Below are 18,294 nucleotides of genomic sequence, written 5' to 3' on the forward strand. Positions count from 1 at the left end.
TAACTCCCCCTCCTACTCGATTCGGGGCGAGTGCTGCTTAACGGTCGGAATCAGTTGCTGCGCGCAGTGCGTCCAGATGCGGTCGCAGGGCACGCTTATCGGCTTCCGGTGCGTTGCTTGCCGTTTCCATGGCAGACATGGCTCCACCCATCATGTCCCGCATCTGCTGCTTCTGGGCTTCGCTCATGTGTGGATTGTTGTTGATCTCTTCCATGGCTTTGGCCATTTCCTGATTCATGGTGTTGGACTGCTCGCCCATTTCCAGGGCGCTCCAGGCCTGGAAGATGCGGTCACCGGTTTTCGCCCACGACTCGGGATTGGCGAATCCGTGTTGCTCCACCACGTCTTCCAACCGGTTGTATAGGTCATGGCCCTTCATGCGCTCGATGGACGATGAGAATATTCGCGACATGTCTGGCATCTCGCCACCGCGCTCACCTTTCTCGGCCGGGAAATCCTCCGTCATCTCATCGAATTCACTCTCCATCCCCTGAAGGGTTTCCAGGCTGCTGATGAATGAGCGGATGGTCTGGTCGGTCAGGGTCTCAGCCTGGGCCGCGAAGGGGGCAAGCAAGAGCAGGAGAAGCAGGGGCACTAAGGCAGGGCTGAATCGGTTCATGAGAACGTCTCCTTGTGATTGGGAATCCCGGTTCCATTGATCGGGATTCCCTAAAGGTAGTCCTCTGTTAAACCGCCTGCAACAACCCACACAGGGTTATGATCCGCCATGATCAGGCTCGGCTCAGAACAGCAGATCCGGCAGATAGGTGGCAATTTGCGGGAAGATCATGATCAACCCCAGCCCCACAATTTCAACAATCACAAAGGGAATGATTGATGAGTAGATATCCTTCATGGTGATGCTCGGTGGCACGACCCCTTTCAGATAGAACAGATTGAAACCGAAAGGCGGCGTCATGTAGCCGATTTCCATATTGATCACGAACAGGATGCCGAACCATATCGGGTCAAATCCCAGGGACTCAACGATGGGCATGAATACCGGCAGGGTGATTAACATGATGCCGACCGGGTCCAGCACCATGGCCAGCAGGAACACGATCACCATCATGGCGACGATGATGCCCCAGGGGCCGCCGGGAATCATATTCATCAGCCCCTCGATCAGATCCTGGGCCCCCATGCTCTGATAGGCAGCACTGAAGGCGTGGGCTGCGAACAGGATCCACATGATCATACCGGTGAGTTTGAAGGTGCGGATCGCCGCTTCCTGCAGGATCCTCCACTTGAACTGACGGTACACCGCAGCGGATATCAGGGCGCCGAGCACGCCCATGGCGGCGGCTTCGGTTGGCGTGGTAATGCCGCCAATGATAGAGCCCAGAACCATGATCACAACACCGATGGGCAGCAGTACCGCCCGCAGGGCACGCAACTTCTCCGGCCAGGTGCCACGCTCTTCCTTGGGCAGCGCCGGGGCCAGTTCGGGCTGCAGGTGGCAGCGCACCAGGATGTAGATGGCGGTCAGTACCATCAGCAGAATACCGGGCATGATGCCGGCAGCGAACATCTTGCCCACCGACACACCGGTAATCAGGGCATAGAGGATCATCAGAATGCTGGGAGGAATCAGTATGCCCCAGCCCCCACCGGTGTTGATCACACCCAGGGCCATCTTCTTGTCGTAGCCCCGCTCAAGCATCGACGGCAGTGCGATGGTGCCCATGGCGACGACCGCGGCGCCACTGATGCCGACCATGGCTGCAAAAACGGCGCAGATGCCAAGAGTGCCAATCGCGAGGCCGCCCCGCAGGCCGCCGCACCAAAGATGCATCATGCGGTACAGGTCTTTGGCAACCCCGGTTCGCTCCAGAATCATCGCCATGAAGACAAACAGGGGGATCGCCACCAGGGTAAAGCTTTCCATGGTGCCCCAGATCTGCGAGGACACCATGTAGAAGGAGTCGAATCCCCAGGTGAAGTAGAGGAAGACAACGGATACGCCGCCCAGCACAAAGGCCAGTGGCAGGCCCAGAAGCAGGAAAAACAGCAGGGAGCCGAAGAACAGCAGCGTGAGGATTTCAATGCTCACAATGGCTCTCCTTTGGCGTCGTCCTGGGGTTCGGGGGTGTAGTAATTGAGGTTGAAGGCCACTGCGATATCTTCCAGTAACTTGACGATGCCTTGCAGAACCAGCAGGCCAGTGCCCAATGGAATGGCAGCTTTCACCGGCCAGATAGGCGGGTTCCAGGCGGAATAGGAGGTTTCCCAGCTGGCAATGGACTCACTGGCCATGTCGTAGCCGAAGTAAAGCAGGGCCAGGGTGAATATAAAGAATATTGTTGAAGTCAGAATGTCGAGCACGGCACGGCCGCGGGGCGGAAGGTGTGAGTGCAGCAGATCAACATTCACATGGCCACGGTGAGCCATGATGTAACCCCCGGACATGACGGCGTAGATGCCAAACAGCATCTGGGTCAGTTCGTTGGTCCATACCGTGGGTGAGTTGAACAGGTAGCGAAACGCCACCTCCATGATCAGGAATGCGAACATGGCAAAAACGATCAGCGCTATCCCGCGCCCGATGACATCATTGAGACGGGTAACCCCTCTCATGAATGCGCTCAACACACCCATTGGTATTCTCCGGGAAACGGTTCGTTCAAAAGCAAAGCCGGGCCTGAAAAGCTGGCCCGGCCGGTTTCAGGTGTCAGGCGTTTACAGGTAACCAAGCTCTGACAGGTAGTCTTTCAGCATGTCCAGCGCCTTCTGGGCGTTGTCGCTGCGCTTGCCTTCCTCATCCCACAACGTCTGTGCGGTCTGGGTCAGACGGTTCTGAACGTCCTCCGGCAAGGTGTTGACCTGAACATTGTGTTCGCTGATGGCCTTGGCCAGCGTGATGCGTTCCTTGTACTGATACTCGTTGGTACGGAACCAGAACTGTTCCTCAAGGGCCTGCTTGACGATGTTCTGCATATCCTCGGGCAACTTGTCCAACGCTTTCTGGCTGACAATGATGACGTCGGTGCCGGCAATGTTCAGTGCTGGCTGCACGTGGTATTTGGCCACTTCATACAGGCCCATACTGAATGCGCCCTGAGAAGCTCCCCAGTGGGCACCGTCAACAATGCCGGAGTCCAGGGCGGAGTAGAGTTCGCTGCCCGGGATGTAGGATGCAGCGGCACCGGCGTCGGTCAGAAAGCTTTGCAGCGCACCAGAGGAGCGGATTTTCAGCTTGGTGAAGTCTTCCCAGCTATTAATAGGCTGCTTGACCACCATCTCGGTCGGGTAGACCTTGTCAGTCGCCCAATAGACATTGTGTTTAGCCGCTTCATCGCGAAGCATCTGTTCGAACCCGAGGCCCTGATGGAAATAGGCGGCTTCCCAGACATTACGGAAGGCAAACGGCAGGCCCGAGGCAATACCCGCGAGGGTGATCTTGTCCTGGGCGTAAGCCGGGGAAATGGTGCCCATTTCCAGGATGCCCCGGCTGACAGCGTTGAAGATTTCCTTGGCTTTAAACAGCGAGCCTGCTTCGTAAAGTTCCAGCTCCAGACGGCCATCGGTGCGCTCTTCAAGAATGGTCTTGAGTCGAACCAGACTGTCTTCATAGGAACTGCTGGAGCCAGGCCAATGGGATTGGACCTTCCAGGTAAAGCTTTCTTCAGCGGCAGCTGCCGGAGCGCTGGCCAGTGCGGCGGTCAGGCCCAGGGTCAGGGCAGAACCGTACGTGATCAGGGTTTTTCTGGCGGTTGTTAGTATCTTCATTGCTGGACCTCGATCATTATTGTGTTGGACGTCCTGTTTGTGATTTCACTGTGCGGAATTAGTGACTGCAGAATGAATCCGTGTATCTGAATCTATCACACACTTTGCTTTTTGCAATAGGATGGTTGCCGATATTCCATTACCAAAGTTTAGTTCATGGAGGCATTCATCGTGATCATCACCCAAAATCAGCCAGGTGTGGCCCACCTGGTGATCAGCAGGACGGACAAAAAAAACGCATTGACTCGCGATATGTACCGGGCGCTGGCCGAAGGTGTGAGCAAAGCAGCGGCAGATACCAGCGTGCATGCCATTGTGCTCAGCGGTGACGGTGGTGTTTTTACCGCCGGCAATGATCTCGATGATTTCCGCGCCCGCGCTACGGATAAGAATCCCAAGCCCTCTGCGGGTCTGGCTTTTATCGAAGCCCTGATGGTGTGCGATACGCCCATCATTGCTGCGGTGGAAGGACTTGCCATCGGGATCGGCACTACCCTGTTGTTGCATTGTGACTCCGTCATCGCTGGCCGCTCCGCACGTTTCAAAACCGCCTTTGTGGATCTGGGGCTGGTGCCGGAGGCGGCTTCTACCGTGACCATGCCGTTGCATCTGGGTTCCCGGCGTACTGCGGATCTGCTACTGATGGGAGACACTCTGAACGGCGAGGAAGCTAGGGAATGTGGCCTGGTCAGTCATGTGGTTGATGATGGGCTGGCGGTGGATGAAGCATTGGCACAGGCTGACGCGCTCGCGGCTAAACCCCGGGAAGCCCTGCGGGCCACCAAGCGCCTCATCAAGGCGCCCTGGCGGGAAGCGGTGAGCGAGGCCCTTGAGAGGGAACGCTCCGTGTTTGCCGACAGACTACGGTCGGAGGATTGCCGGGCCGCCCTTGCGCGCATGGGCAAGGGCTAGTTCAGGGCCAGTAAGGCGCCCGCAGATCGCGCTTCAACACCTTGCCAATGGTGGAACGGGGCAGCTCCGGGCGGAATTCAATGGCCGTCAGGCGCTGGGCCTTGCCCAGTTGACCATTGGTCCACTCGAGGATCTCCGCCTCATCCTCTGTGCAGCCGGGCTTGAGCACCACCAGCCCCAGCGGGGTTTCGCCCCATTGTTCGCTGGGAATGGCAATCACCGCAACGTCGGCGACGGCCGGATGGGCCAGCAGTACCTTTTCGAGATCCACCGCGTAGATGTTGAAACCGCCGGAGATGATCATGTCCTTGCGTCGGTCCAGGATATACACAAAACCTTCTTCATCGACTCGGCCCATATCACCGCTGCGATAGAAGACCAGGCCCTCGGGGCTGGTCCAGAGCATGTCCCGGGTCTGTTCCTCGCGGTTGATATATCCCCGCATCATGGAGATGGCGCGGCCCACGATCTCCCCGGTCTCGCCCCGGGGCAGCTCGTTGCCCTCCTCGTCAATCACCCGCACTTCCGCCCCTTCCGTGGGTTTTCCCACGGAGTCCCATTTGTCCGGGTGGGCCGCGCAGTCCAGGCTGGTGGAGATGCCGCCTTCGGTCAGGCCATACACCTCGCGGATGTTGCCCGGCCAGCGCTCCATGGCTTCCCGGATGACGTCCGCCCTCAGGGGAGCGCTGGTGCACAGCTTGAGCTGGAACGCGGACAGGTCGAAGCGATTGAATTCCGGATCGGCGAGGATGCGTTGGTACTGAACCGGCACCAGCATGGCGTGGGTCACGCGGTAGCGTTCAGCCATTTCCAGGAACCGCCGGGCATCAAACTTTGCCATCAGCACCAGGGTGCCGCCATAGAACAGAGTTGGCAGTACGGACACCAGCGTGGTGTTGGAGTACATCGGCGTAGATACCAGGTTAACGGCGTTGCCATCAAGCCCGAAGCGGCTCATTCGGACCATCTGGCGCTGGCGGAAACGGTGATCGTGAAGAATGCCCTTGGGAGTGCCGGTCGTGCCCGAGCTGTAAATGACATTGAACGGATCATCCAGGGTGACCGTGGCCGGGCGCGCCTCCGCGCCAATATCGCCCAGCCAGGACTCAAGATCCTGACGCATTCCCGGGCTGTGGCCGTCGAGCCTTATACATTGATCGCGCCCGAGCGTATCGAGCTTGTCGGCAATGCCTTCAAACAGCTCGATGTTCTTCTTGGAAACAAACAGGAAGCGGGCTCTGCAGTCATTCAGCATCAGTGCCAGGCTGCTGCCACTCGCCATGCCTGAAAGCGGCACCATGCAACCGCCGGCCACCAACGTCCCCAGGTACAGAGCAACATAATGGATGCTGTTTTCTGACAAACCCGCTACGGCGTCACCTTGTTTCAGGCCGGCGGATCGCAGCCGGTTGGCGATGCGGTTGGCTTGCCTGACAAGCGCCTGCCAGCTGAGCTGGGTCTCGCCATCGATGAGTGCGATATGGTCCGGGCGTTCGAGGGCGAGGTGCTGGATGCGTTGGCCAATGGCGTCCATGGACTCATCGGGATCGGTGGGGGCATAGACGGGCATGTGCTGCGTGTTTTTCATTTTTTCGCCTATTGTAGTTCCGGTGTTTTATCTAGTGAAATTTACTTCCGAATATATTGACTCAAAACCGGAAGGCGTGACAAATTACAGTAGAAGGTGAATTCGCGACGACGCAACAAACTATAAAAAGGAGCATCGGCATGGGGCGTTTCGACAAGCGGGTAGCCATCGTCACCGGGGCCGGCAGTGGTATCGGCAGGGCCACGGCGGTTCGCCTGGCGCGGGAGGGCGCGCAGGTGGTGATGATGGATATGTCCGAAGCGGGCCTGCTGGATACCGAGGGCCTGATGCCCGAGGGAGCGGAAACCCTGCGTCGCATTGGAGACGTGGCTGATGAGGAGCAGGTTAGCGCACTGGTGGGCGAAACTGTCTCGACCTTCGGTCGCATTGACGTGTTGTGTAACGTTGCCGGCATCGCCAGCACCAGTGGTGGTCACCCCGATATTACCGGTAACGACCGGGGCGAATGGGAACAGGTGCTGGCGGTGAACCTGATTGGCACCATGCTGTTTATAAAGCATGTGGCGCCCCACATGCAGGCCCGCAAGCTGGGCTCGATTGTTAATACCGCCTCGGTGGCCGGTCTTCGCTCTGGTGCCGGTGGTAACGCTTACAGCGCGTCCAAGGCTGGTGTGGTTAACCTCACCATGACTGCTGCCTGCGATCTGGGTAACGACAATGTACGCGTGAATGCGGTGTGCCCGGGGCTGGTGGAAACCGGCATGACCCAGGCTGTTTTTGACTATGCCCGCGCCAATGAGAAAGCCCATAAGCTTGGATCACGGTGTGAATTGCGGCGCTATGGTGCGCCGGAAGAAATTGCCGCCGCCATTCTGTTCCTGGCCAGTGATGACGCCAGCTACATCACTGGTCAGTCTCTGCCCGTAGACGGCGGCAACACCGCTTCTCTGAACCTGCCTGGAATGAAAGTGTAATGAGTGAAGACAGCCTGCATATCCGTGGTGGCCAGGACCTGCCAGGATTTCACAATCTGCTGGGGTATCACCAGGTGTCCTGGGAGGAGAACGAAGCGGTGATTGGCCTGGAGCTGCAGCCTTGCCATCTTAATCTGGGCGGCGTGATTCATGGCGGTGTGTTGACGTCGCTGTTGGATATCGCAATGGCCGAGGCCGGCACCTACTGTCCGTATCCCGGCCGGATACGCAAAGCCATTACCCTGTCGCTGACGACAACGTTCACCGGACAGTGTTCCGGTGGAACTATCCGGGTCACCGGCTGCAAACGGGCCGGCGGCACCCGAATTTTTAACAGCACCGGAGAGGTTCACGACGACAAGGGGAATCTCCTGGCCATCGCCGAAGGCACCTTCCGCATTCGCTCCGGGAGTGAGAAACCGGAAGGCGTGCCAATCTGATCCTTCAACCAATGAGGTACTGGAATGTTTGAGCTGTCTGATAAAGCCAAAAAACTGCAGGCACAGCTTCACGAATTCATGGACGCCCATATTTACCCGAATGAGCACAAGCACCATGAACAGGTCGAGCGGGCTGAAAATCGCTGGGCGCCGGTACCGATCGTCGAGGAGTTGAAGGTCAAGGCGAAAGCCGCGGGGCTGTGGAACCTGTTCCTGCCCGACAGTGAATTCGGCGCCGGTCTGACCAACTATGAGTACGCCCATCTGTGTGAAGTCATGGGGCGCTCGGCCATGGCGCCGGAGGTGTTCAACTGCTCCGCGCCGGACACCGGCAACATGGAAACCATCGCCCGCTACGGCAACAAAGAGCAGCAGGACAAGTGGCTGAAGCCCCTGCTTGATGGCGAGATCCGCTCCTGCTTCTCCATGACCGAGCCTGACGTGGCCTCTTCCGATGCCACCAATATTGCCTGTGAAATCCGTCGCGAAGGCGATGAGTATGTGATCAATGGCCGTAAGTGGTGGTCGTCAGGTGCCATGACCACCACCTCTAAAATCGCCATTGTTATGGGCAAGACCGATCCGGGGGCTGAGAAGCACAAGCAGCAGTCGATGATTCTGGTGCCGCTGGACACGCCGGGCGTGAAGATGATCCGCCCGCTGACGGTGTTTGGCTACGACCATGCCCCTCACGGCCACGCTGAGATTCAGTATGACAATGTGCGGGTGCCGGTGGACAACATTCTGTTGGGTGAGGGCCGTGGTTTTGAAATTGCCCAGGGCCGCCTTGGGCCTGGCCGTATTCATCACTGTATGCGCACCATCGGGGTTGCCGAACGTGCGCTCGAACTGATGTGCAAGCGCGCCAATGCCCGCGAGGCTTTCGGTAAGCCGCTATCGAGTTTCGATTCCATTCGCAAGGATATTGCCCGCAGTCGCATGGAAATTGAGCAGGCTCGGCTGATGACCCTGAAAGCGGCGCACATGATGGACACCGTTGGTAATAAGGTGGCTCGTCAGGAGATTGCGATGATCAAGGTGATCGCACCGAGCATGGCGCTGAAGGTGTTGGACCGGGCGATTCAGGTTCACGGTGGCGCGGGTGTGTCTCAGGACACCTTCCTGGCCGAAGCCTGGGCCAAGGTGCGGACGTTGCGACTGGCGGACGGGCCGGATGAGGTGCATCTTGATTCTGTTGCCAAGCTGGAGCTCAAACAATACCGGTAATTGTTTTGGCCCGCTTTGTCGGGTGCGTGAACGAACGGGGAGGAACCTGCCGGGACGCGCTGTGAATACGTCCATGTACGCTCGACAAAAACATCCATGTTTTTGACGGTCCCGGCAGGTTCCTCCCCGTTCGTTCCCATAGCTCTGAGAAAGATTTTCGACAATGAGGTGTCTGTATGAACAACCCGCTTTTCGATATGACCGGAAAAGTTGCCCTGATCACCGGTTCCACTAAAGGCATCGGCCGTTCCATCGCCGAAGAAATGGCTCGCCTGGGTGCCAAAGTCGTGATCTCCAGCCGCAAGGCCGATGCCTGTGAACAGGTTGCCAATGAATTGAAAGAGCAGGGCTACGAAGCCATCGCCATTCCTTGCCATGTGGGTAAGAAGGAAGACCTGCAGAACCTGGTGGATAAAACCAACGAAGCCTGGGGTTCCATCGATGTGCTGGTGTGCAACGCCGCCACCAACCCGGTCTACGGCACCACCGCCGAAATGACCGACGAAGCCTGGGACAAGATCATGGACACCAACGTCAAAGGCACCTTCTGGCTCACCAACATGGTGCTGCCGCAGATGGCCGAGAAAGGTGAAGGTGCAGTTGTTCTTCTGTCCAGCATCGCCGGAATCCGTGGCAATACCACCATCGGTACCTACGGCGTATCCAAGGCCGCCGAAGCAGCGCTGGCCCGGAATCTGGCAGTGGAGTGGGGGCCAAAGGGCATTCGAGTGAACAGCATTGCCCCCGGTCTGATCAAAACTGACTTCGCCAAAGCCCTGTGGGAAGACCCGGTCCGCGTCAAACGCGCCGAAGACAAAACCCCGCTGCGCAGAATCGGTGACCCGGTAGACATCGCCGGCCTGGCCGTCTTCCTGTCAACAAAGGCGAGTGCCTACGTCACCGGACAGGTCATCGTAGCCGACGGCGGCGAAACCATTTGTTAAGAAGGCATCACCGAAAGCACGCCGAGGCAGGTGGGTGGGGGTGCGTTTGTGCAGGGAAAAAGGTGTCCGAGCGCAGCGAGTTCTTTTTCCCGGAAGAAAGACACCCCCACCCGCCGGCCGCTGCCCCCAATGCCGGGCAACTATGTAATAAATGAAGGCAACAGAAAAGATGACCATGAACCCAGAGTTGGTAGACGTTTTGCCAGCCCACCAATTTGATGAAGACAGCCTCCGGACCTGGCTACAGCAAGCCATACCAGGTTTCGGTACCAAGCTGGACGTACAGCAATTCCAGGGCGGACAGTCGAACCCCACGTTTCTGCTGGACACCGACAGCGGCCAATACGTGCTGCGCAAAAAGCCGCCCGGGAAAACACTGCCCTCCGCCCACATGGTGGAGCGGGAATACAAAGTCATGCGCGCTTTGTCCGAACACACCAGCGTGCCCGTGCCGGCCACCCGGGCTTTGTGTGAAGACAGCAACATCATCGGTACGCCGTTCTACGTCATGGACTTTCTGGAAGGCCGCATAGTCAACCACCCGGCGTTGCGGGCGCTGGATCGTCAGGAGCGGATGTCGGCGCACCTGTCGGCCATTGATACCCTGGCGGCACTGCATTCGGTAGACGTGAATGCGGTGGGCCTGGGTGACTATGGTCGACCCGAAGGTTATGTCGCTCGGCAGGTCGCGCGCTGGAGCAAGCAGTACCTGGCGTCCAAAACCGACGAGATGCCCGCCATGGACAAACTCATGGAGTGGCTGCCGGAGAACCTGCCGTCCACCGATGAGTCCGCCATTGCCCATGGTGACTACCGCTTTGGCAACCTGATGCTGGCACCGGACAAACCGGACGTGATCGCCATTCTGGACTGGGAGTTGTCTACTCTTGGTCATCCGCTGGCGGATCTTGCCTATTACTGCCTGCCGTACCACCTGCCTTCGGACATGGAAGGTTCCCGCGGTTTGTTGGGGGAGGATCTGGAAGCCCTGGGCGTTCCCACTGAGCAGGAAACCATTGCCCGTTACTGCCAACAGACCGGTCGCGATGGCATTGCCGACTGGCATGTGTTCCTGGCGTTTTCGCTGTTCCGTCTGGCGGCGATTGTTCAGGGGGTCTATGCCCGCGCGCTGCAGGGTAATGCCGCCAATGCCGATGCCCTGCAGGTTGGCAAACGTGCGAGCCAGCTGGCGGAAGCGGGCTGGAAAATAGCCAGTGAAGGAGACCGGTCATGAGCCAGCCTGCTGCAATCACGGAACCGATGGTCCGTCGCATCCTGATCACCAACGATGACGGCATCAACGCACCGGGGCTGGCGATTCTCGAACGGATTGCCCGCAACCTGGCGGAAGAAGTCTGGGTGGTGGCGCCGGAGCATGATCGCAGTGGCGCCGGGCAGAGCATCTCCATTCACGACCCGCTGCGGGTGTATGAAAATGGTGACAAACGCTACGCCGTGTCCGGTACGCCCGCAGACTGTGTGTTGTACTCGCTGGCCCATTGGTTTGGTGATAATCCGCCGGATCTGGTGCTGTCCGGTGTGAACTGCGGCGCCAATATCAGTGATTCGGTGCAGTACTCCGGAACCGTGGGCGCGGTGCTCAGCGCCGAACATATGGGCATACCCGCCATTGCGCTGAGCCAGGCCTTTCTGAGCCGGGAAGGCGTTGACTGGTCGCCGGTGTCGGCGTTCGGGGAGCAGGTAATCCGCAAGCTCTGGCAACCGGGCGAAAACCGGGCCTGGAATGTGAACTTTCCGGCCTGCGACGCCGGTGTGATCCGGCAGGCGCAATGGTGCAACCAATCCACCGGCTCCATTCAGCGGCCCCGCCTGCTGGCAGGGCAGGATGCCCGTAGCCTGCCTTATTGGTGGCTGGGGTTCGATCGCAGTTCCCGGCACATTACGGCACCGGATGAAGACGTCACCGTGCTGCGGGAAAAAGCCATTGCGATAACGCCATTGCGTCACCGGGAAGCCCTGCCCGGTGGTACTGGAATATTCGATCTGGCCGCCGCTGCGGCTCACTGAATTGACTGAGGGGATGACAACAATGACATTTACACGCCACCACAGCGTCTGGCCAAAAGAGTTACCAAAGAGCATGACGCTGCCTGACACCAGCGTTTTCACCAACCTGCAAATATCTGCCCTGCGGTATCCGGACCATACAGCGACCATCTACTACGATGCGCCCATGAGCTACAGGCAGCTGCTGACGGAAGTGGAAGCGATGGCCGGCTATCTTCAGGCTCAAGGAGTGAAGAAAGGTGACCGTGTTCTGCTCTACATGCAGAACTCCCCCCAGTATGCCATTGCCTACTACGCCATACTGCGAGCCGACGCGGTGGTGATTCCGGTGAATCCGATGAACCGGGCTGCAGAGCTGGAACACTACATTGCCGATACCGGTTCGAGGGTGTGCCTGGCCGGTCAGGAACTGGCCGGCTTTATCCTGCCGATGCTGGACAGCACGGATCTTGAGCGGGTGGTGGTGGCGTCCTATAACACCTACATCAATAAGGACACCGACCTGGATTTGCCGGCAGAGGTGGCTGCACCGGCCTGGTCCAAAGACGTACCCGGCGTGGTGAGCTGGGAACAGGCGCTGGCCGGTAATCACAGGCCGGCAGAGCACACCGCAGGCCCGGACGACCTGGCGGTGATCCCCTACAGTTCCGGGACCACCGGCGCGCCCAAGGGATGCATGCATACGCACCGCAGTGTCATGGCCACAGCGGTTCACCGGGCGTTCTGGAATCTGAGCACCGCCAACACTGTCCAGCTGGCGACGTTGCCGTTCTTCCACGTGACCGGTATGACCGGCTCCATGAACAGCCCCATCTACAGCGGTTCAACCACCATCATTATGACGCGCTGGGACCGCACAACCGCCGCCCGGCTGATAGAGCGTTACCAGGTCACCGGCTGGACCAACATTGTCACCATGGCGGTGGATTTTCTGTCGAATCCGGACATCGGGCAATACGACCTTTCCAGCCTCAACACCATTGGCGGTGGTGGAGCGGCAATGCCGGAAGCGGTGGCTGCCAAGCTTAAAGCCATGACCGGCCTGGATTACATCGAGGGTTATGGCCTGTCGGAAACCATGGCCGCCACCCACATCAACCCGTCGGATCATCCCAAGCCCCAGTGCCTGGGTATTCCGGTATTCGATGTGGATAGCCGCATCATTGACGTTGAGACCCTGGAAGAGAAAGGCCCGGGCGAAGTGGGGGAGATTGTTTCCAATGGTCCTCAGGTAACCCAGGGGTACTGGCATCGCCCGGCTGAAACCGAGGCGGCGTTCGTGGACATCGACGGCAAACGCTTTTTCCGCACCGGTGACCTCGCTTATTACGACGAAGAGGGCTATTTCTTCATGGTGGACCGGGTCAAACGGATGATCAACGCATCAGGCTTCAAGGTGTGGCCCTCGGAAGTGGAAGGATTGATGTACCGGCATCCGGCCATCCACGAAGTGTGTGTCATTTCATCGCCCCACCCCAAACGCGGTGAGACTGTGAAAGCCTGCATCGTACTGACGCCGGATGCGGAGACCAGTACCACCGAAGCGGACATCGTCAGTTGGTGTAAGGAGCAGATGGCTGCCTACAAAGTGCCAGAAATCATCGAGTTCGTGGATGAGTTGCCGAAATCACCCACGGGCAAGTTGATGTGGCGAGCGCTGCAGGAAGAAGAGTGGAAGGCTAAAGCCTAAGCGTTAATTCATGCTTATTATTCCGCACTGCGGAATATCGTTCTAAATATTGACATACGAGACGTTCGGTGCAATTGTTTCATTAAGCTGATAGATGGGTCGCAAGGCCCTGCCCAAAACCGCATAACTCGCAACAACAACAAAACAGCGGAGGAGCACACTTGAGCCTTTTTCTACAACAAATCATCAACGGGTTAACCCTGGGGAGTATCTACGGTCTCGTAGCCCTGGGCCTGACCCTGGTCTACGGGATACTTCATATCCCCAATTTTGCCCATGGCGCGCTCTATATGGTCGGGGCATTCATGTCCTACTTTTTCATGGTGGACCTGGGCGCGCACTACTGGATTGCCATGGCCGGTTCGGCCGCGGTGGTCGCTGTCCTGGCGATACTGTGTGAGCGTCTGGTGTTCCACCCACTGAGGCATTCGCCACCGATCCACGACAAGATCGCCGCCATTGGTATTCTGCTGTTTCTGGAAGCGGTGGTGCAGATGTTCTGGGGGTCGGACTTCCGCCGTATGTCATCGCCATTTACCGGCATCATGAATTTCGACGGACTGATTATTCCTGAACAGCGCCTGCTGATCATTGCGGGGGCGTTCGTGTTGGTAGTGGCCCTGCAGCTTTTCCTGCGCAAGACCATGACGGGGGCGACCATTATCGCCATGGCGCAGAGCCGTGAAGGTGCCTTCCTGGTGGGCATTGATGCCAACCGGGTGGCGATGATGACGTTTGCGATTTCGGGCATGCTGGCCGCGTTTGCCGCCACACTCTATGCGCCCATCAATCTGGTGTATCCCGCCATGGGGCACCTGGTCATCATGAAAGCCTTCGTCATTATCATACTCGGTGGCATGGGTAGCGTGCCTGGCGCCATTGCCGGCGGCATGATTATCGGTTTCGCCGAAGCCCTCGGCGGCTTTTACATCTCGACGTCCTATAAAGACATTATTGCCTTTGGTCTGCTGGTGCTGATTCTGTCAGTTCGTCCACAGGGCCTGTTCGCGAAGGGGGCGCACTGATCATGTTCAAAGTCGCTTCCCTGCTGATGACGCCAGCGGCCAAGTACCTGATGCTGGCCTTCGCCATACTGTTCCCGCTGGTCGCCGCGAATGAGTACCAGGTGTACGTGATGGCGACCGCCTTTGTCTGGGCGATCGCGGTCTACGGCCTGAACATCATTACCGGTTTTTGCGGCCAGCTGAACCTGGCCCACGGCGGTTTTTTTGCCATCGGAGCCTACACCCTTGGCCTGCTGACTGCCGACTATGGCTGGAGCTTCTGGCCTGCCTTCCTGGGTGCGCTGGTGATGACGGCGGTGCTCGGGTTTCTCGTGGGCATCGTCTCGCTGCGCCTGAAAGAGCATTACTTTGCGATATTCACCCTGTGTGTGGGCTTTATCATCTACCTGCTGATCGACAAGTGGGAAGAGCTGACCCATGGCGCCATCGGTGTCCGAGATATCGCCGCACCCTATGGCTTTGGGTTGGTGGACTTTACAGACACCACCCCGTTCTACTACCTGGTGCTGGCCTTCCTGGTGTTCGCAATCTGGTTCATGGGGCGTTTGTCCAAGTCCCTGCTGGGTCGTACCTTCATTGCCATCCGCAACGGTGATGAACTGGCCCAGTCCCTCGGGATCAACCTGATGCGCAATAAAGTCCTCGCCTTTGTACTGTCCACGACCTATGCCGGTCTGGCAGGTGCCCTGTATGCCGGGATGGTCCGTTTCATCGGCCCGGAAGAGGCCAATATCAACCACACCTTCGACATGATCACCTATCTGCTGGTGGGCGGTATCGGCACCATTATGGGGCCGTTGCTGGGCACCGTGGGCATTGTGTGGATTACCCAGTCACTGCAGTTCCTGGAAGAGTACCGAATGATCATTTTCGGGCCGCTGCTGGTGCTGTTGGTGATCTTCTTCCCTCGGGGCATTACCGGCTCCTTCCTGACCTGGATGCATCGCAAGTCCCAGGCACTGGCGCCTACGAAAAAGCGCCATGAGAACAAGGTCAACACCGCACAGAACCGGGAGGCAGAGAGCAATGCTTAAGGTAGAAAACGTCACCAAAATGTTTGGCGGTCTGGCGGCGGTGAGCGATGTGTCGGTGGAGTTCGAAGCCGGCAGGATCAACGCCATTATCGGCCCCAACGGTGCTGGCAAGAGCACCTTTTTCAACCTTATTTCAGGCCTGCACCAGCCCACCTCCGGCCGTATCCTGCTGGACGGCGTGGACGTCACTAATCTGCCCAGCGACAGGGTCGCACGCCTGGGTGTGGGAAGGACCTTCCAGACGACCAACCTGTTTGAGCAGGCAACCGTGCTGGACAACCTGATCGTGGGGCACCGGCTGCGGACGAAATCCGGCCTGTGGGACGTGCTGATCAACAGCAAACGCCTGCAACGTGAAGAGAAGGCGGCGCGGGACAAGGCCATGGAAGCCCTGGAATTTGTGGGCCTTGCCCACGTTGCCGGGCAGTTTATTGCCGACATCACCCAGGAAGAACGCAAGCGGGTGGCCTTTGCCCTGGCACTGGCGACCGACCCCAAGATCGTCCTGCTGGATGAGCCGGCGGCCGGGGTTAATCCGGAAGAAACCGTCGGATTCGCCGCGCTGATGCGGAAAATGGTGGATGAAAAAGGACTCACCGTGTGCCTGATCGAGCACAAGATGGACATGATCATGAGCCTGGCAGACAAGATCATGGTGCTGGATCACGGTGAAAAGATTGCCGAGGGCACGCCGGAAGAAGTACGCAACAACCCGGTGGTGATCGAAGCCTATCTGGGAGGTGACGAAGATGCTGCAGCTTAACCATGTCGACGTCTGCTATGGCAGCTTCAAGGCACTGACCGATATTTCGATGACGGTGGATGCCGGGGAGCTGGTTGTTCTACTCGGGGCCAATGGCGCCGGTAAAAGCAGCCTGTTCAATGCCATTAGTGGTCTGGTAAAGCCGACGGCCGGCGAGATCCAGTTCGAAGACAAACAGCTCAACGGTATGAAAGCCAGCGCGGTCGTCGCCAGCGGCGTAGTGCAGTGTGCCGAAGGCCGAAAACTGTTTCCGCAGATGAGCGTCATGCAGAACCTGATGATGGGGGCCTACGTGCACCGACGTGATCGGCAGGGCAACCGCAAGCGCCTGAACGAAGTGTTGGAGCTGTTCCCGATCCTCGCAGACAAGGCCGATGAGCCTGCCGGATCTCTGTCCGGGGGGCAGCAACAGATGGTGGCCATCGGCCGCGCCATGATGAGCCGCCCCCGCTTGTTGATGCTGGATGAGCCATCCCTTGGCCTGGCTCCCCTGGTGGTCAAGCAAGTGTTCGAAACCGTCAAACAAATCAACAGCCTGGGCACAACCGTGCTGTTGGCAGAGCAGAATGCATTTGCGGCCCTGAAGATTGCCCACCGTGCTTATGTTATGGAGAACGGCCATCTGGTCATGGAAGGCGACCGGGAGACGATGCTGGGCAACGAACAGGTTCGCAAGGCGTATATCGGGGCCTGACCGGCCTACAACAACAATCAGAGTGACACGCACAACACAACCAGGAGACAACAATGAAAATAGTCAGAAAACTGGGTCAGGCTGTCGCGGCGGCAACCCTTGGGATGAGCCTGTCCGCCGGTGCAATGGCGGGCGAAGTCAACATCGGATTCACCGGCCCGCTGAGTGGCGGCGCTGCTTTATACGGTGAAAACACGCTGTCCGGGCTGCGAATGGCGGTGGCGGAAATCAACGCGGCGGGCGGTTTTGACCTGAACGGCGAAAAGACCACGGTCAACCTGGTCCCCCTGGACGATCGTTACTCACCGGCGCAGGCGGCGACCAATGCCAAGCGACTGAAGCAGGAGTCCAACGTGTCGGCGGTGTTCGTGCCTCACTCCGGTGGTATTTTTGCCCTCCAGGACTTCAACGAGAAAGACAATTTTCTGGTGATGGCCTACTCCAGCGTGCCCAGCATCACCGAAAAGGGCAACAGCCTGACGTTGCGTATTCCTCCTACCTTTGATGGCTACGTGCGGGCCTTTACCGACTACGCCCTTGAGCACGAGGGCAAGAAGCTGGGCATGGGCGGCGCAACCCATGAATACGCCAAAATCTGGGGCGCCATGATCAAGAAAGAGTGGGAGTCCAAAGGGGGAGAAGTGGTTTCTGACAACCCCATGGACTACAACAAATCGGCGGATTTCTTTACCGGCGTCAGCCGTATCATTTCAGAAAGCCCGGATGTGATGTTTGTGGGCGGCGCCTCCGAGCCGACCGGTCTGGTGGTGCAACAGGCCCGCCAGATGGGCTTTCAGGGCGGCTTTATCGTGATGGACCAGGCCAAGATTGACGAAGTGGCCCAGGTAGCCGGTGGCCTGGACATGGTGGAAGGCGCCATCGGCGTGGTTCCACTGAGCGTCTATGACACCCCGGCGGCCAAAGACTTCATCAAGCGCTACAAGGCCGAGTACGACAAAATGCCCGGATCCGAAGCCGCCTACAACTACCTGGCGCTGCACGCCCTGGTGGAAGCCATGGACGCCACCGAGTCCACCGACCCGAAAACCATCCGCGCTGCGATCGGCGATGCCCTGAAAAACATGGACACCCGCAAGAACCCGTACGAAGTCACCGAAGTCACCGAAAACGGTGGTTTCGTGACGGAGACGACCCTGGCCGTGGTGAAAGACGGCGAGATTGTTCGGGAAGAGATCAAGTGATGGGGGTTCAGCACCCATCTGAATGAGAAAAGGGGCCCAAGGGCCCCTTTTTTAGTGGTGCGCCAGGCATGGCGCGTAGCGCC

At 58.3% G+C, this 18,294-nt stretch carries 18 protein-coding genes; 13 read left to right on the forward strand and 5 right to left on the reverse strand.

The features are described 5' to 3' along the window. Positions 1–37: 37 nt before the first annotated feature. The 4 genes from B2590_RS15095 to dctP form a co-directional block, all read right to left on the reverse strand. Positions 38–619 carry a hypothetical protein gene (locus B2590_RS15095; protein WP_075195550.1) on the reverse strand — a complete coding sequence of 194 codons (582 nt, stop codon included), beginning with the start codon at positions 617–619 and terminating at the stop codon, positions 38–40. A 123-nt stretch (positions 620–742) separates the two neighbouring features. After that, positions 743–2,053, reverse strand: coding sequence for a TRAP transporter large permease (locus B2590_RS15100; protein ID WP_286847979.1), 1,311 nt, complete (start codon positions 2,051–2,053; stop codon positions 743–745). Next, entirely contained in the window at positions 2,050–2,598 is a 549-nt protein-coding gene (locus B2590_RS15105; protein WP_036202080.1) for a TRAP transporter small permease subunit, read from the reverse strand. The genes B2590_RS15100 and B2590_RS15105 overlap by 4 nt, the downstream gene beginning before the upstream one ends. 81 nt (positions 2,599–2,679) lie before the next feature. After that, positions 2,680–3,729 (reverse strand): TRAP transporter substrate-binding protein DctP, encoded by a 1,050-nt coding sequence (gene dctP / locus B2590_RS15110; protein WP_136633804.1) that lies wholly within the window; start codon positions 3,727–3,729, stop codon positions 2,680–2,682. A 171-nt stretch (positions 3,730–3,900) separates the two neighbouring features. On the opposite strand from dctP, the gene B2590_RS15115 reads away from it, so the two are divergent. Next, positions 3,901–4,641, forward strand: coding sequence for an enoyl-CoA hydratase/isomerase family protein (locus tag B2590_RS15115; RefSeq protein WP_227662326.1), 741 nt, complete (start codon positions 3,901–3,903; stop codon positions 4,639–4,641). A gap of 1 nt (position 4,642) precedes the next feature. Here the strand turns inward: B2590_RS15115 and B2590_RS15120 are convergent, their stop codons facing one another. Next, the gene (locus B2590_RS15120) at positions 4,643–6,229 is read right to left on the reverse strand and encodes a class I adenylate-forming enzyme family protein (protein WP_286811000.1); all 1,587 of its coding nucleotides are present in this window, start codon (positions 6,227–6,229) and stop codon (positions 4,643–4,645) included. A gap of 140 nt (positions 6,230–6,369) precedes the next feature. Here B2590_RS15120 and B2590_RS15125 point away from each other — a divergent pair, with 140 nt between their 5' ends. The 12 genes from B2590_RS15125 to B2590_RS15180 all read left to right on the forward strand — a co-directional run bounded on the left by B2590_RS15125 (position 6,370) and on the right by B2590_RS15180 (position 18,211). Next, positions 6,370–7,164 carry an SDR family NAD(P)-dependent oxidoreductase gene (locus B2590_RS15125; RefSeq protein WP_036202087.1) on the forward strand — a complete coding sequence of 265 codons (795 nt, stop codon included), beginning with the start codon at positions 6,370–6,372 and terminating at the stop codon, positions 7,162–7,164. Continuing rightward, positions 7,164–7,604, forward strand: coding sequence for a PaaI family thioesterase (locus tag B2590_RS15130; RefSeq protein WP_127402361.1), 441 nt, complete (start codon positions 7,164–7,166; stop codon positions 7,602–7,604). Before B2590_RS15125 ends, B2590_RS15130 begins: the two co-directional genes overlap by 1 nt. A gap of 24 nt (positions 7,605–7,628) precedes the next feature. Continuing rightward, complete coding sequence (locus B2590_RS15135; protein ID WP_127402360.1) at positions 7,629–8,831, forward strand: acyl-CoA dehydrogenase family protein; 1,203 nt, start codon at positions 7,629–7,631, stop codon at positions 8,829–8,831. A 176-nt stretch (positions 8,832–9,007) separates the two neighbouring features. Further along, positions 9,008–9,775, forward strand: a complete 768-nt coding sequence (locus tag B2590_RS15140; protein ID WP_085681911.1) for an SDR family NAD(P)-dependent oxidoreductase — start codon at positions 9,008–9,010, stop codon at positions 9,773–9,775. A gap of 169 nt (positions 9,776–9,944) precedes the next feature. Next, entirely contained in the window at positions 9,945–11,009 is a 1,065-nt protein-coding gene (locus B2590_RS15145; RefSeq protein WP_127402359.1) for a phosphotransferase, read from the forward strand. 14 nt (positions 11,010–11,023) lie between these two features. Beyond that, positions 11,024–11,803, forward strand: coding sequence for a 5'/3'-nucleotidase SurE (gene surE, locus B2590_RS15150; RefSeq protein ID WP_085682074.1), 780 nt, complete (start codon positions 11,024–11,026; stop codon positions 11,801–11,803). Between the two features lie 22 nt (positions 11,804–11,825). Then, positions 11,826–13,493: a long-chain fatty acid--CoA ligase gene (locus tag B2590_RS15155; protein WP_127402358.1), complete on the forward strand. Its 1,668-nt coding sequence runs from the start codon at positions 11,826–11,828 to the stop codon at positions 13,491–13,493. A gap of 161 nt (positions 13,494–13,654) precedes the next feature. Beyond that, positions 13,655–14,518, forward strand: coding sequence for a branched-chain amino acid ABC transporter permease (locus tag B2590_RS15160; protein ID WP_007155443.1), 864 nt, complete (start codon positions 13,655–13,657; stop codon positions 14,516–14,518). A gap of 2 nt (positions 14,519–14,520) precedes the next feature. Continuing rightward, the gene (locus tag B2590_RS15165) at positions 14,521–15,552 is read left to right on the forward strand and encodes a branched-chain amino acid ABC transporter permease (RefSeq protein ID WP_127402357.1); all 1,032 of its coding nucleotides are present in this window, start codon (positions 14,521–14,523) and stop codon (positions 15,550–15,552) included. After that, positions 15,545–16,315 (forward strand): ABC transporter ATP-binding protein, encoded by a 771-nt coding sequence (locus tag B2590_RS15170; RefSeq protein ID WP_036202098.1) that lies wholly within the window; start codon positions 15,545–15,547, stop codon positions 16,313–16,315. Before B2590_RS15165 ends, B2590_RS15170 begins: the two co-directional genes overlap by 8 nt. Beyond that, on the forward strand, positions 16,302–17,009 hold the full coding sequence (locus tag B2590_RS15175) for an ABC transporter ATP-binding protein (RefSeq protein ID WP_007155440.1): 708 nt from the start codon (positions 16,302–16,304) through the stop codon (positions 17,007–17,009). The genes B2590_RS15170 and B2590_RS15175 overlap by 14 nt, the downstream gene beginning before the upstream one ends. A 53-nt stretch (positions 17,010–17,062) precedes the next feature. After that, positions 17,063–18,211, forward strand: a complete 1,149-nt coding sequence (locus B2590_RS15180; RefSeq protein ID WP_075195540.1) for an ABC transporter substrate-binding protein — start codon at positions 17,063–17,065, stop codon at positions 18,209–18,211. Positions 18,212–18,294: the final 83 nt, after the last annotated feature.

It is taken from the genome of Marinobacter sp. UBA3604, assembly GCF_002375325.1.
GTDB lineage: Bacteria > Pseudomonadota > Gammaproteobacteria > Pseudomonadales > Oleiphilaceae > Marinobacter > Marinobacter salarius.